Source organism: Enterococcus sp. S183_ASV_20, from assembly GCF_018919685.1.
GTDB lineage: Bacteria > Bacillota > Bacilli > Lactobacillales > Enterococcaceae > Enterococcus > Enterococcus faecalis.
In genome coordinates this window covers 45,974-59,851 of sequence record NZ_JAHLRI010000001.1, presented here as the reverse complement: position 1 = coordinate 59,851, position 13,878 = coordinate 45,974, and the positions used below count along the sequence as shown (strand labels likewise).

12 protein-coding genes are annotated in these 13,878 nt (G+C 38.1%); 11 read left to right on the top strand and 1 reads right to left on the bottom strand.

All coding sequences use genetic code 11. The annotated features are described in order from the left end of the window. Positions 1-8 precede the first annotated feature (8 nt). The 4 genes from KQI94_RS00275 to KQI94_RS00260 all read left to right on the top strand — a co-directional run bounded on the left by KQI94_RS00275 (position 9) and on the right by KQI94_RS00260 (position 4,527). Positions 9-1,001 (top strand): thiamine pyrophosphate-dependent dehydrogenase E1 component subunit alpha, encoded by a 993-nt coding sequence (locus tag KQI94_RS00275; RefSeq protein WP_002369347.1) that lies wholly within the window; start codon positions 9-11, stop codon positions 999-1,001. 21 nt (positions 1,002-1,022) lie between these two features. Further along, positions 1,023-2,009 carry an alpha-ketoacid dehydrogenase subunit beta gene (locus KQI94_RS00270; RefSeq protein ID WP_002357475.1) on the top strand — a complete coding sequence of 329 codons (987 nt, stop codon included), beginning with the start codon at positions 1,023-1,025 and terminating at the stop codon, positions 2,007-2,009. 23 nt (positions 2,010-2,032) lie between these two features. Further along, complete coding sequence (locus tag KQI94_RS00265) at positions 2,033-3,331, top strand: dihydrolipoamide acetyltransferase family protein (protein WP_002369348.1); 1,299 nt, start codon at positions 2,033-2,035, stop codon at positions 3,329-3,331. 143 nt (positions 3,332-3,474) lie between these two features. Then, the gene (locus KQI94_RS00260) at positions 3,475-4,527 is read left to right on the top strand and encodes a PTS sugar transporter subunit IIC (RefSeq protein ID WP_002382353.1); all 1,053 of its coding nucleotides are present in this window, start codon (positions 3,475-3,477) and stop codon (positions 4,525-4,527) included. 8 nt (positions 4,528-4,535) lie between these two features. Here the strand turns inward: KQI94_RS00260 and KQI94_RS00255 are convergent, their stop codons facing one another. After that, positions 4,536-5,426 carry a LysR family transcriptional regulator gene (locus KQI94_RS00255; RefSeq protein ID WP_002369350.1) on the bottom strand — a complete coding sequence of 297 codons (891 nt, stop codon included), beginning with the start codon at positions 5,424-5,426 and terminating at the stop codon, positions 4,536-4,538. Positions 5,427-5,602: 176 nt separating this feature from the next. Between KQI94_RS00255 and KQI94_RS00250 the strand changes: the two genes are divergently transcribed. The 7 genes from KQI94_RS00250 to trmFO all read left to right on the top strand — a co-directional run bounded on the left by KQI94_RS00250 (position 5,603) and on the right by trmFO (position 13,786). Continuing rightward, the gene (locus tag KQI94_RS00250; protein WP_002369351.1) at positions 5,603-6,544 is read left to right on the top strand and encodes a 2-dehydropantoate 2-reductase; all 942 of its coding nucleotides are present in this window, start codon (positions 5,603-5,605) and stop codon (positions 6,542-6,544) included. A gap of 275 nt (positions 6,545-6,819) precedes the next feature. Beyond that, entirely contained in the window at positions 6,820-7,671 is an 852-nt protein-coding gene (gene ylqF / locus KQI94_RS00245; RefSeq protein ID WP_002357480.1) for a ribosome biogenesis GTPase YlqF, read from the top strand. Position 7,672: 1 nt separating this feature from the next. Next, entirely contained in the window at positions 7,673-8,440 is a 768-nt protein-coding gene (locus KQI94_RS00240; protein ID WP_002369352.1) for a ribonuclease HII, read from the top strand. A 60-nt stretch (positions 8,441-8,500) separates the two neighbouring features. Beyond that, the gene (gene dprA, locus KQI94_RS00235) at positions 8,501-9,364 is read left to right on the top strand and encodes a DNA-processing protein DprA (protein ID WP_002382350.1); all 864 of its coding nucleotides are present in this window, start codon (positions 8,501-8,503) and stop codon (positions 9,362-9,364) included. A 90-nt stretch (positions 9,365-9,454) separates the two neighbouring features. Continuing rightward, positions 9,455-10,108: a type II CAAX endopeptidase family protein gene (locus KQI94_RS00230; protein WP_002369353.1), complete on the top strand. Its 654-nt coding sequence runs from the start codon at positions 9,455-9,457 to the stop codon at positions 10,106-10,108. 184 nt (positions 10,109-10,292) lie between these two features. Continuing rightward, the gene (topA, locus tag KQI94_RS00225) at positions 10,293-12,371 is read left to right on the top strand and encodes a type I DNA topoisomerase (RefSeq protein WP_002357484.1); all 2,079 of its coding nucleotides are present in this window, start codon (positions 10,293-10,295) and stop codon (positions 12,369-12,371) included. A gap of 107 nt (positions 12,372-12,478) precedes the next feature. After that, positions 12,479-13,786 (top strand): FADH(2)-oxidizing methylenetetrahydrofolate--tRNA-(uracil(54)-C(5))-methyltransferase TrmFO, encoded by a 1,308-nt coding sequence (gene trmFO, locus KQI94_RS00220; RefSeq protein WP_216454300.1) that lies wholly within the window; start codon positions 12,479-12,481, stop codon positions 13,784-13,786. Positions 13,787-13,878 lie beyond the last annotated feature (92 nt).

The following is a 13,878-nucleotide window of genomic DNA, read 5'->3' as shown; positions in this document are numbered from 1 at the left end:
AAAGGTTGATGAAAATGAAAGCGCTTAAAAAATCAGGTTTATCAAAAGAAGAATTGATTCAGGCATATCGTGAAGTACTAAGAGGACGTCGTTTAGACGAACGGTTGTGGCAATTAACAAGGATTGGTAAGACCTCTTTCAATATTTCTGGTCAAGGGGCAGAAGTTGCACAAGTAGCGATGGCGATGGCTTTTGATCCTCAAAAAGATTATTTTTTACCGTATTATCGTGATATGACCGCGTGCTTGGTTTGGGGCATGACCTCCAAAGATATTTTAATGGGTTCTTTTGGAAAAGAAGCGGATCCTTCTTCCCATGGTCGTCAAATGCCGAATCATTATGGTTCAAAAGAGCATAATATTGTTTCCTTCTCTTCAACAGTAAGTACACAAATGCCATTAGCGACAGGTGTTGGTTATGCAGCGCAACTTCAAAAAGCTGATTTTGTTGCATTAACCACCACTGGGGAAGGCTCTGCCAATCAAGGAGAAGTCCAAGAAGCTATGAACTTTGCAGGCGTAAAAAAATTACCAGTTATTTTTGTTGTTGAAAATAATGAATATGCGATTTCTGTCCCAATTGAAGAACAGTATGCCAATAAACGAATGGCCGATCGCGCGAAAGCTTATGGCTTTGAAGGTGTAACCGTTGATGGTAGTGATTTTACTGAAGTCTATCTAGCATTTAAAGAAGCAGTAAAAGCGGCTCGCGGGAAAAAAGGACCAAAATTGATTGAATTAATGGTTTCGCGCTTGACGTCTCATTCCGCTGACGATGATCAATCTGTTTATCGTTCAAAAGAAGAAATTGAAGAAATGAAAAAGAACGATGCAGTGAAGCTTTTTGAAAAACAATTATTAGAAGAGGGCTATTTAACAGACGAAGACATTGCCAAAATTGATGAAGAAATTCGTGCAGAAATCAATCAAGCAACGGATGAAGCAGAAGCAATGCCAGATCCTGTACCGACATCAATTTTAGAAGAAGTGTATGCAAAATAAGAGAAGAGGAGAAGAAATATAATGGCTGAGATGACTTATTTAGAAGCAATTAACTTAGGAATTTCTGAAGAAATGGCTCGTGATGAAAAAGTAGTTATTTTTGGAGAAGATGTCGGCGGCGACAAAGGCGGCGTGTTCGGTGTAACAAAGGGCTTGGCTGCTAAATACGGTGACGAGCGTTGTTTTAATACACCGTTAACAGAAGGCTTAATTGGTGGTTTAGCTGTCGGCTTAGGTTTAATGGGCTATCGCGCAATTGGTGAATTTCAATTTGCGGATTACATTTTGCCTGCAACCAATCAATTGTTATCAGAGGCTCGGACAATGCGCTATAGAACAAAAGGCGATTGGACTGCGCCAATCGTTTATCGGACCCCTTATGGCGGCGGTGTTCGTGGTGGGCTGTATCATTCTCAGTCTACAGAAAAAGTCTTTTGTGGACAACCAGGATTGAGAGTGGTGACCCCTTCTAATCCTTATGATGCAAAAGGGATGATTAAAGCAGCGATTCGTTCCGATGATCCAGTCATTTTTTACGAACATAAGCGTTTATATCGTTTACTAAAAGATGAAGTGCCTGCAGATGATTATATCGTACCAATTGACAAAGCCAATGTCGTTAGAACGGGTAGTGATTTAACCGTGATTAGTTACGGCATGACCTTGCAATTAGCTTTAGCTGCGGCGGAAAAACTAGCCGCTGAAGGAATTGATGCCGAAATCGTCGATGTTCGCTCATTATATCCTTTAGATCGCGAAACATTAGTGGCTGCAGCTAAGAAAACAGGGAAGGTCTTACTCGTAACAGAAGACAATAAAGAAGGCAGCGTGATGAGTGAAATTGCGGCAATGATTTCAGAAGATGCTCTCTTTGATTTAGATGCACCGATTCAACGACTTGCAGGACCTGATTGTCCAAGCATGCCTTATGCATTACCTTTAGAAAGAGAATTTTTAATCAATGAAGAGCAAGTATTAGCAGCAATGAAAGAATTAGCAGAATTTTAATTGAAGCAAGGAGGAAAAAATAAATGGCCACAAAAGAAATCAAAATGCCTCATCTAGGCGAAAGTGTCACAGAGGCAGCCATTGTCCAATGGTTAGTTAAACCAGGAGATTCAGTGAAACGCTATGATCCCTTAATGGAAGTCGTTTCTGATAAAGTCACCACGGAAGTCCCATCAGATTTTGATGGTGTAGTAAAAGAATTTCTGATTTCTCTAGATACAGATGTGCCCATCGGAACAGCGGTGATGACGTTAGAGACAGAAGAAACAACAGAAGAAACAGAAGTAGCTACTTTAGCACCAGTGAAAGAAGCAAGTGCGGAACAAGCGCAAGAACATGAAACGGCTGAAACAACAAGCACTGCGACGTCCCATCAAAAAAATAATGGTCGTTATTCCCCAGCAGTCCTTAAAATTGCCCAAGAAAAAAAGATTGATTTAACACAAGTTACAGGGACAGGTCGTGATGGTCGAATTACTAGAAAAGATGTTACAAACTTTACACCAACACAGGCAAGAACACCTGAGAAAACAGTGAGTCCAGGAACTAGCCCTTCAATTTCAGAGGAGCCAGTTGCTTCGCAAAATGAAAGCGCCGCAACAGCTAGTCCAACTGAAACAAGCACAGATAAAATTGTCTCTGCAGATCCTGTACGTAAAGCAATTGCTAAAAAAATGGTCCAAAGCGTCAACGAAATCCCTCACGCTTGGTTAATGGTGGAAGCGGATGTGACCAACTTAGTCCAACTTAGAAATTCATTAAAAGATGAATTTAAACAACAAGAGGGCCTATCTCTAAGCTTCTTCCCATTTTTTGCCAAAGCAGTCATTCAAGCGTTAAAGAAAAATCCAAAAATCAATACATCTTGGGATGATGGCTCAATTATTTATCATAAAGATGTTAATTTATCCATAGCTGTAACGACAGACGAGCATCTTTATGTGCCAGTGATTCAACAAGCGGATAACTATTCGATTGCAGGGCTAGCCAAAGAAATCAATCGCTTGGCACAAGAAGTCCGACAAGGAACGCTAGCAAGCAAAGAAATGCAAGGAGGGACCTTTACTCTTAATAATACTGGAACACTAGGTTCCGTCCAATCGATGGGAATTATTAACCATCCACAAGCTGCGATATTACAAGTAGAGTCAATTAATAAACGCCTTGTGCCAACCGCAGATGGAGGCTTTAAAGTGGCAGATATGGTTAATTTATGTCTTTCTATTGATCATCGAATTTTAGATGGACAACAAGCAGGTAAGTTCTTGCGAGATGTTAAAGATAATTTAGCGAAATATAATGCGGATACGGATATATATTAAAAATCGTTCCTTGCTTTAGTTAAAAAAAAAGCGCCTCAAAGAAATAAGCGCTCTTCTTTGAGGCCGCTCTTTATCTAATAGAAAGTTCAATCATTCTCAAACTTGTTCTAAAAAAACAAAAATAATCAATAGGAGTGTTGAAAATGCCCACTGATAAACTGGATGCTCAATTAACCCCAAGAATATTTTTTAACAAAGTGTTAGCTGGAACAGCTTCCGGCACCATTATCGCCTTAATTCCCAATGCTGTATTAGGAGCCATTTTAAAATATTTTGCAGAATACAAGATTATCGAAATGATTATTCATGCGGCGCAAATTTTCCAACTAGCCACCCCTTTAATTATTGGTGGACTGATTGCTTTTCAATTTGGCTTAACGCCACAGAAAATGATGATTGCTGGCGGTGCAGCATTTGCTGGCTCTGGCGTGATTAAATTTAATTCAGAAGTGAAAGGCTTTATTGGTGCAGGCACTGGTGACATCATTAATATTATGATTACCGCTTCTGTTGCAGTCTTACTTTTATTAGTCATCGATAAAAAATTCGGTTCAGTGGAAATCATTGCTTTACCGATCGTTGTTGGAGTAGGTGCAGGTTTGTTTGGCATGTTGATTTATCCATATGTGACACAAATTACGGTTGCCATCGGGAAAGTGATTAACAATTTTACTGATTTTCAGCCAATTATCATGAGTATTTTAATTGCTTGTTCATTTGCTGCACTGATTATTTCGCCAATCACTACTGTGGCAATTGGTTTGGCGATTCAGTTGAATGGCTTGTCTGCAGGTGCTGCTGCAATGGGAATTGCAGCCACAACTGTTGTTCTTGTGATTAATTCTTGGAATGTCAACCAATCGGGAGTGACACTGGCTGTCTCTTTGGGCGGCATGAAAATGATGATGCCTAACTTATTTAAATACCCAATTATTTTAATTCCTTGTTTATTTACAGCAACTATTTCAGCAATTCCTGTGGTTCTATTCAACATTTCAGGAACCCCACAATCGGCTGGATTTGGCTTGGTTGGACTCGTGGGACCACTTGCTTCATTGGATGCGGGCTTAGGGATCTTACCCTTACTCTTTTCTTGGTTTGTTGTTCCAATTGTCGCGGGTTTATTCTCAAAATTCTTATTTGAAAAAGTGTTGAAAATTTATGATAGTAAAATCGTCTTTGCTTATCAAGGCTAGATTATCCATTAATTTTCTTTAATGATTTGGATAAAATCTCTAACATCTTCTGTCAGACTAAAATCGCGGCGCAAAGCAATGCCGATGGGGAAATAGTCAAACTTATCTTTTAAAGGAATCCATTTCAGTCCCTGACTTTTTCCCACTTCATAATATTCAATCGGCAGCAAACAAATCGAATTATTTTTTTGCAAACTATAAAGAAGTACTTGTAAATCATCGTTATGCAAAATGATATTCGGCTCATAACCGAAGCTCCGAGTCCGATCTAGTAGTAGGCGACCAATCATAAAATTATCACTTAACGATGAAAATCGTTGATCTTTCAAATCTTTAAAAGTTAATTTTTCATATTGGGAGAGAGGATTTGATTCTGGAACTACGACATAAACATGGTAGCCTTTGGTAGTCGTTTCTAAAGGTTCAATATGAATAATTTCAGGTAAGGTATTTGGGAAAGAAATTAGTCCCATATCAATTTCTTTATTTGCTAACATCGTTTGTAATTTTGGCGAGCCGTCTTGCTGTAATATTAAATTCACATGTGGATGGGTTGTTAAAAATCGTGAAATTTCTTTCATAAATTGTACAGCAAATAAAGTAGTTAACCCTAAACGCAATTGCTTTTTAACTGGTTTCTGGTTCATTTCACGAATATCTGTTACCAATTGATCGAATTGAAAAACAACTTCTTGGCCATGTTCATATAAATAAACACCAGTATCGGTCAATTGAAACGGTTGATCAGAATGATCAAACAACGCTGTGCCTAACTCAGATTCCATTTTTTTCAATGCTAAAGAAAGTGTTGGTTGGGTGACAAATAAATTGCGAGCGGCCGCCGATAAACTGCGGGTATTAACAATTTCAATGAAGTACTTTAAAAGCTGAATATTCATCAGAAACTCCCTTTCTTTTTAAAAGCGCTTACACAAATGTGCTTGGATAAAAAATAACAAATAGATCACTTATAATATAACATATGTTTTGCCTTTTTATTGCTATAAAAGTAAGAGATAGAGATTTTCTTAGCAGATTTTTACCTAAAAATAAAAAATTGAACGGAGGAAAAGAAATGAAGATTATTATCGCAGGTGCTGGCGCTATGGGCAGTCGCTTTGGACTAATGTTACATCAAGCAGGAAATGATGTTATTTTTGTCGATGGTTGGCCAGAACATATTGAAGCAATAAGAAAAAACGGGTTAGTTGCTGATTTTAATGGCGAAGTGGTGACCGCTAAAATTCCTATCTATCCTCAGACAGAAGTAGCAAGCATCGATTTTACAGCAGACTTAGTTATCCTATTTACAAAAGCAATGCAACTGGCAGGAATGCTTGAAGCATTAGAACATTTCCTTAATAAAAATACGAAAGTTTTATGCTTGTTAAATGGAATTGGGCACGAAGATATTATCAAAAAATACGTGCCTTACGAAAATATTTTATTAGGAAACACAATGTGGACCGCTGGGTTAGAAGGACCGGGCAAAGTAAAATTATTTGGTAATGGTTCGATTGATTTACAAAATTTAGGGGCGCAAAGTGAACAAGCAGCAGAAGCAGTCATTAAGGTATTAAATAACGCTGGCTTAAATGCTCGTTATTCTGAGAATATTTTATCATCCATTTATAAGAAGGCCTGTGTGAATGGAACAATGAATGGTTTATGTACTTTGTTGGATTGTAATATGGCAGACTTTGGCGAAACAGAGCAAGCAGATCAAATTGTTCAACAAATAGTTAATGAATTTTTAGCAGTCGCTGAAGCGGAACAAGTTACGTTAGATAAACAAGCAGTTCTTCAACAAATCCGCTCGTGTTATAATCGAGAAACAATTGGTTTGCACCATCCATCGATGTATCAGGACTTAATAACCAATCATCGTTTAACCGAAATTGATTATATCAATGGAGCAATTGTTCGCAAAGGGAAAGTCTATGGGATTGCTACACCGTACTGTCAGTTTTTAACAGAGTTAATTCATTGTAAAGAAAATTTACTTCATGCTAAATAACAAGTAAAAACAGAAATACTCTTGAGTCGGTCTTGAGAAGAGCTTGACCTACTTCTTTCTATACTTTGCCAGTGTACAAGGCTGAGACAAAATCCAAAGTGAGTTTGGCTCAGCTTTTTTGTTTTTTAAAGAACACTGCAGAAAATAAATCAAATCCGTGAAAAATATGTTAAACTAGAGAAGGTGTTTTTTCGCAAGAATCTACGCGGAACACAGGACTCGTTGAAGAATTGAATCAAAGAAACAATGTGTTAAAGAAGGGATTTGAACAGATTATGACCATTCAATGGTTTCCCGGCCATATGGCCAAAGCAAGAAGAGAAGTTTCTGAAAAAATCAAATATGTCGATATTGTATTTGAACTAGTTGATGCGCGGTTACCGCTTTCTTCCCGTAACCCAATGATGGACCAAATTGTCCAACAAAAACCACGATTAGTCCTTTTAAATAAAGGGGACTTAGCAGATAACGACCAAAATAAAAAATGGCAACATTACTTTCAAAAGAAAGGGTACCAAACCCTAGTTATCAATGCCCAACAAAATAAAGGAATCAATAAAATTGTGCCAGCAGCCAAGGAAGCGTTAAAAGAAAAATTGGCTCGTGAACAGGCGAAAGGCTTGAAACCGCGTGCGATTCGCGCCATGTGTATTGGGATCCCCAATGTTGGTAAGTCAACCTTAATGAATCGTTTAGTCGGAAAAAAAATTGCGCAAACTGGGAACAAGCCAGGTGTGACAAAAGGACAACAATGGTTACGCTCTGGTTCCCAATTGGAATTACTGGATACACCAGGGATTCTCTGGCCAAAATTTGAAGATGAAGAAATTGGAAAAAAATTAGCTTTAACTGGCGCTATAAAAGATCAATTATTGCATCTAGATGATTTGGCGATTTATGGATTAGAATTTTTTGCACGTTTTTATCCGCAACGTTTGACGGAACGATATGGTTTAACAGAGGAAGAGCTATTTTTACCTGCCCCAGAACAGTTGATGTTAATTAGCCAAAAACGTGGTTTTAGAGATGATTATAATCGAGCCAGCGAAATGATTATTTTAGAAATTCGCAGTGGAAAATTAGGTACGTATACTTTGGACCGCTGGGAAGAACTAGGAGACGAATAACATGGCAAAAGAGTCGATTCAGGCAATCAAAGAAGCGTTGTTAACTGTCACTGATGCAACCGATGAACGATTAGCAAGCTGGCGAGAAGATGAACGTTCAGGAGTGCAACAAGCGATCAAACAATGGGAACGTCGCCAGTTAGCCAAAGAAAAAGAGTGGCAACTTTTTAAAGAAATGAGTCAATTTGAGGAAGCGGCCTATAAAAAAGGCCATCGTTTAATTGCAGGAATTGATGAAGTAGGCCGCGGACCATTAGCTGGCCCTGTTGTGACAGCTGCAGTTATTTTACCGAAAGATTGTCAGTTATTAGGCTTAAATGATTCAAAAAAACTATCTGCTAAAAAACGGGAAACGTTATATAACCAGATTCAAGAACAGGCTGTCGCTATCGGGTTAGGTATCGCTGATCAAGGAGTCATTGATCAAATTAATATTTATCAAGCAACTAAACAAGCGATGAAAATGGCAATTGACGATTTAGCTTTTACACCAGATTATTTATTAATTGATGCAATGCAGTTAGACGTTCCCCAACCACAAGAAAGTTTGATTAAAGGGGATGCACGCTCCATTTCGATTGCAGCAGCCAGTATTATTGCAAAAGTAACAAGAGATCGATTAATGGAAGAATATGATGAATTATATCCTGGATATGGATTTAAAAACAATGCAGGTTATGGAACAAAAGAACATCTTCTCGGGTTAGAAAAATACGGTGTAACGCCCATTCATCGACGTACGTTTGCGCCAATAAAAGATATGATTTAAAAATAAAACACTTTTTTTACGTATTCTTATTTTAAGAAGATGTGAAAGAGGTGTTTTTTGTTGGAAATTTTACAACGACAATTATTATTTAAATTAGCGGTATGCCAAGGAATTGGCAATTTAGGGATCTTAAAAGTGTTACAAGAAGCTATCGCACAAAAGCGTGTTGATTTTTCCAGTACAGAAATTATTAGAATTGCTGAAATCAAGAAATATCGTGAATTATTTGAACAATCTTGGTTACACCATACGATTCATAGTGAAGCGTTATATATACGACAATGCCAACACCAATTTATGACAATTTTAGATGCCGTCTATCCTAAATTATTACGAGAAATTTATAATCCACCAGCAATTCTTTTTTATAGAGGAAATTTACAATTGTTAAGTAGAAGGAAAATTGGCATCGTCGGCGCTCGCTATGCCACTTCGTATGGGTTAAGAGTGACTGAAGCTCTGGTTCCTAAAATAGTCAAAGAAGGGTTCACAATCGTCAGTGGTCTTGCCAAAGGTATCGATAGTCGTAGCCATGAGATGGCCATCCAGAACGGGGGTCAGACAATTGGAATTTTAGGCACTGGATTAGATGTATATTATCCGTATGAAAAGAAAGAATTACAGCAAACTATGAAGCAGAATCAGCTTGTTTTAACAGAATATGTGAATGGGAGTGGGCCGAAAAAATATCATTTTCCTGCACGTAATCGCATTATTGCTGGATTATCTTTAGGGGTCTGCGTGATGGAAGCTCGTAAGAATAGTGGCTCTTTAATTACTGCACAAGCGGCGATGGATTACGGGCGCGAGGTATTTGCCGTACCGGGAAGTATTTTCCAGTCTTTTTCAACAGGCTGCCATGAATTAATTCAGGACGGCGCTAAATGTGTTCAGACAATTGATGATATTTGTGAAGAATTGTGACTTTTACTAATTGTGAATTGACAACCTACGTTCACTTCGGTACTATTTAATCAGATTTTAATCTTTTGGTTGTTAGTTAGGAGTGTCTAAATGGAAACGGTTGTTAGAAAAAGATGGTTGTTTGGTATGCAGCTACTGGGCTTTTTGATTTTGGATCAAATTCCTTTGATGATGGTCTCAGTTGTTCAATTTTCTACAGAAAATTTTTGGTTTCGCTTTGTTAGTGGATTAGTGGCTGTTGGACTTGGTGCCTATTTCGTCTATCTATTTGTTGCTTTTTTGAAAAAGAAAAAGCTCATAATTTGGACTTTTTTAGGAATCAAAGAAACCTTGCCAGTGGTCTTGTTAGGTTTGGTGATAATCTTTTGTGTGGGAATATTTGGTGATTTCTTATTACGTCTGGAAGGATTAGAGACGACCTCTAACCAACAAAGTGTTGAAGAAATTGTCCAATCTATTCCTAAAGGGCTTATACTTATTTTTGCAGGTGTGATTGGGCCAATTTTCGAAGAGGGAATTTTTCGTGTCGGGATTCAAGCGTTTTTCAAGCCAGCTTCAAAAATAGGCATACTCGTTTCTTCTATTTTATTTGCACTTGTGCACACGCCGACAGATATAGGTAGTTTTGTTATTTATTGGGGCATGGGTTTAGCTTTAAGTTGGGTCTATCTACGCACGGGTCGCTTTGAAGCTGCTGTCTTGACTCATTTTATTTGGAATGTTTTGGGTATTTTAATGCTTTAGGATAAAATCTATAAATCATAGGCATTTTTTATTTATAAATTCGGACAGTCAAACAGAAATGACAGAAATGTTAGAAAGCCTAGTCTTGACAAACCTATTCTATATAGCATATGATGTATTACGATTTGTGCGTTTTTTACATATATTATATAGTAGGAAAGCGAACGCGAAAGGAGCTAATTGAATGGCCTATAAGTATCTCGTGATTGTAGAATCACCTGCCAAAGCCAAAACAATTGAAAAATATCTAGGAAGAAACTACAAGGTGGTTGCCAGTGTTGGTCACATTCGCGATTTACCAAAAAGTAAAATGGGGATTGATATTGAAAATAATTATGAACCTCATTATATTTCGATTCGTGGAAAAGGCGATGTCATCAAAAGTTTAAAAGCGGCTGCAAAAAAAGCTGAAAAAGTCTATCTCGCAGCCGATCCGGACCGAGAAGGTGAAGCAATTGCTTGGCATTTAGCTTATCTTCTTGGCCTTGATTTAAAAGATAAAAACCGTGTGGTATTCAATGAGATCACTAAAGAAGCGGTAAAAGCGGCATTTAAAGAACCTAGAACCATCAACGTTGATTTAGTTGATGCACAACAAGCACGGCGCATTTTAGACCGTTTAGTTGGATACTCGATTAGTCCTATTTTATGGCGTAAAGTCAAAAAAGGTTTGAGTGCTGGTCGTGTGCAATCTGTTGCTTTAAAAATGATTATTGATCGAGAAAATGAAATTCGAGAATTTAAACCTGAAGAATATTGGAGCATTGATGGGAATTTCCAAAAAGGTCGCAAGAAATTCAAAGCAAATTTCTGGGGCGTAGATGGTAAAAAGAAAAAATTACCAAATGCAGAAGCGGTGAAAGAAATCACTTCTCGGATTGACGGTAAAGATTACGATGTTACAAAAGTTGAGAAAAAAGAACGGAAACGTAATCCTGCATTACCTTTTACAACCAGTAGTTTACAACAAGAAGCGGCACGTAAATTAAATTTCCGTACCCGTAAAACCATGATGGTTGCGCAACAATTGTATGAGGGAATTGCTTTAGGGAAACAAGGCACTGTGGGGCTGATTACCTACATGCGTACAGACTCAACCAGAATTGCTGATTCCGCCAAAGCAGAAGCTGCTGAATTCATTGAAAAGACCTACGGAGATGAGTTTTCAGCACATGGCGGCCGCAAAGCAAAAAATACGCAAGGTGCACAAGATGCCCATGAAGCGGTTCGTCCGTCAAGCGTTTTAAGAACACCTGATGAAATGAAGAAGTATTTAGATAAAGATCAATTAAAATTATATACTCTTATTTGGTCGCGCTTTGTTGCTAGTCAAATGACACCAGCGATTTTAGATACCATGAAGGTCACGCTTCAACAAAACGGCGTAACGTTTATTGCCAATGGCTCCAAAGTGAAATTTAAAGGGTTTATGCAAGTATATGTTGAAGGACGCGATGATGGTAAAGAAGACAAGGAAAATATTTTACCTGAATTAGTGGAAGGTGACGTTGTTAAATCGGTCGATATCGAACCGAAACAACACTTTACTCAACCACCGGCTCGTTTTAGTGAAGCCACGTTAATCCGGACTTTAGAAGAAAATGGTGTGGGCCGACCATCAACGTATGCGCCAACATTAGAAACCATTCAACGGCGTTATTACGTGAAGCTAACCAATAAACGGTTTGAACCAACGGAATTAGGTGAAATTGTGAATTCCCTAGTTTCAGAGTTTTTCCCACAAATTGTCGATACACATTTTACAGCGACAATGGAAACGGACTTAGATAAAGTCGGTGAAGGCCAAGAAAAATGGGTTGAAGTTGTCGATCGCTTCTACAAGCCCTTCGAAAAAGAATTAACAAATGCCGAAGAAAAGATTGAAAAAATCCAAATTAAAGATGAACCAGCAGGCTTTGACTGCGAACTATGTGGACATCCAATGGTGATTAAACTGGGTCGCTACGGAAAATTTTATGCATGTAGTAATTTCCCAGATTGTCGGAATACAAAAGCGATCGTTAAAGAAATTGGCGTGACGTGTCCTGTGTGTCACGAAGGACAAGTTATCGAACGCAAATCAAAGAAAAATCGGATTTTCTATGGCTGTAGTCGGTACCCAGAGTGTGACTTCACTTCTTGGGACAAACCAGTAGGCCGACCATGTCCAAAATGTGGGCAATATTTAGTAGAGAAAAAAGTTAAAGGCGGCAAACAAGTCGTTTGTATCAATGGCGATTATGAAGAAAACGTCCAAAAATAAGAAAAATTGAGACCGAAGAATTTACTTCGGTCTTCTCTTTTAGTAAAATGAATTGAGTTTGTAAGAGACAGCTCTTAACTTCTTGATATAGAAAGGAATTTTTATACATGACAAAAAAAGTCACAATTATTGGTGCCGGTTTAGCCGGAAGTGAAGCGGCATGGCAAGTGGCCAATGCTGGGGTACCAGTTGATTTATATGAAATGCGCTCTGTCAAAAAGACACCAGCGCATCAAACAGAAAATTTTGCAGAGTTAGTTTGTTCTAATTCATTACGTGGAAATAGTTTAACCAATGCGGTAGGTGTTTTGAAAGAAGAAATGCGCCGTTTAAATTCAATCATTATTGGTAGTGCAGATCAAACCGCTGTACCAGCTGGCGGCGCCTTAGCAGTTGACCGTGATTCTTTTTCTGAAACAATCACTGAAAAAATTAAAAGTCATCCATTAATTACAATCAAAAATGAAGAGATCACCGATATTCCGGAAGGGATTGTAATTATTGCAACGGGTCCTTTAACCTCTGAAAGCTTATCTCAAAAAATTCAAGAATTTAATGGTTCTGAAGGCTTTTATTTTTACGATGCAGCAGCACCAATTATTGATAAATCAACAATTGACATGGATAAAGTTTATTTAAAATCTCGTTATAACAAGGGGGAAGCGGCTTACTTAAACTGTCCGATGACTGAAGAAGAATTCAATGCTTTTCATGAAGCACTAGTCAATGCAGAAGTGGTTCCTTTACGCACGTTTGAAAAAGAGAAGTTTTTCGAAGGCTGTATGCCCATCGAAGTAATGGCGCAACGTGGCATTAAAACCATGTTGTTTGGCCCAATGAAACCTGTCGGACTAGAAGACCCTAAAACAGGTAAACGCCCTTATGCTGTAATTCAATTACGTCAAGACAATGCTGCAGCTTCTTTATACAATATTGTTGGTTTCCAAACGCATTTAAAATGGGGCGAACAAAAACGAGTATTCCGTATGATTCCGGGATTAGAAAATGCTGAATTTGTTCGCTATGGCGTCATGCATCGTAATAGTTTTATGAATTCTCCAGAGTTGCTAAAACCAACCTACCAATCAAAAAAACGTGACGACCTGTTTTTTGCTGGACAAATGACTGGTGTTGAAGGATATGTTGAAAGCGCGGCAAGTGGTTTACTCGCAGGTATTAACGCAGCTCGTCTTGCCAAAGGGGAAGAGCCGATTGAATTCCCTCGCGAAACGACTTTAGGAAGTATGGCTTATTATATTACACATGCAGAAGGCAAACATTTCCAACCAATGAATGCAAACTTTGGGCTTTTCCCAGAGTTACCTGAACGAATTCGTGACAAAAAAGAACGCTATGAAGCAATTGCTAATCGGGCCTTAGATGTTCAAGCTCAAGTTATCCAATCTTTAGATTAAATTAGAAAAAATATGAGAAAAGACCGAGCATCATTGCTAAGAAATGCGATGATACTCAGTCTTTTAATTTTTAGAAAAAAATAACAAAAGCT

Bases quoted from the DNA above. Each gene is read 5' to 3' on its own strand.
- KQI94_RS00230 (WP_002369353.1), top strand. From the start codon at position 9,455: ATGGAAACGGTTGTTAGAAAAAGATGGTTGTTTGGTATGCAGCTACTG.
- KQI94_RS00270 (WP_002357475.1), top strand. From the start codon at position 1,023: ATGGCTGAGATGACTTATTTAGAAGCAATTAACTTAGGAATTTCTGAA.
- KQI94_RS00260 (WP_002382353.1), top strand. From the start codon at position 3,475: ATGCCCACTGATAAACTGGATGCTCAATTAACCCCAAGAATATTTTTT.
- KQI94_RS00240 (WP_002369352.1), top strand. From the start codon at position 7,673: ATGGCAAAAGAGTCGATTCAGGCAATCAAAGAAGCGTTGTTAACTGTC.
- KQI94_RS00250 (WP_002369351.1), top strand. From the start codon at position 5,603: ATGAAGATTATTATCGCAGGTGCTGGCGCTATGGGCAGTCGCTTTGGA.
- KQI94_RS00255 (WP_002369350.1), bottom strand. From the start codon at position 5,426: ATGAATATTCAGCTTTTAAAGTACTTCATTGAAATTGTTAATACCCGC.
- topA (WP_002357484.1), top strand. From the start codon at position 10,293: ATGGCCTATAAGTATCTCGTGATTGTAGAATCACCTGCCAAAGCCAAA.
- trmFO (WP_216454300.1), top strand. From the start codon at position 12,479: ATGACAAAAAAAGTCACAATTATTGGTGCCGGTTTAGCCGGAAGTGAA.
- ylqF (WP_002357480.1), top strand. From the start codon at position 6,820: ATGACCATTCAATGGTTTCCCGGCCATATGGCCAAAGCAAGAAGAGAA.
- KQI94_RS00275 (WP_002369347.1), top strand. From the start codon at position 9: ATGAAAATGAAAGCGCTTAAAAAATCAGGTTTATCAAAAGAAGAATTG.
- KQI94_RS00265 (WP_002369348.1), top strand. From the start codon at position 2,033: ATGGCCACAAAAGAAATCAAAATGCCTCATCTAGGCGAAAGTGTCACA.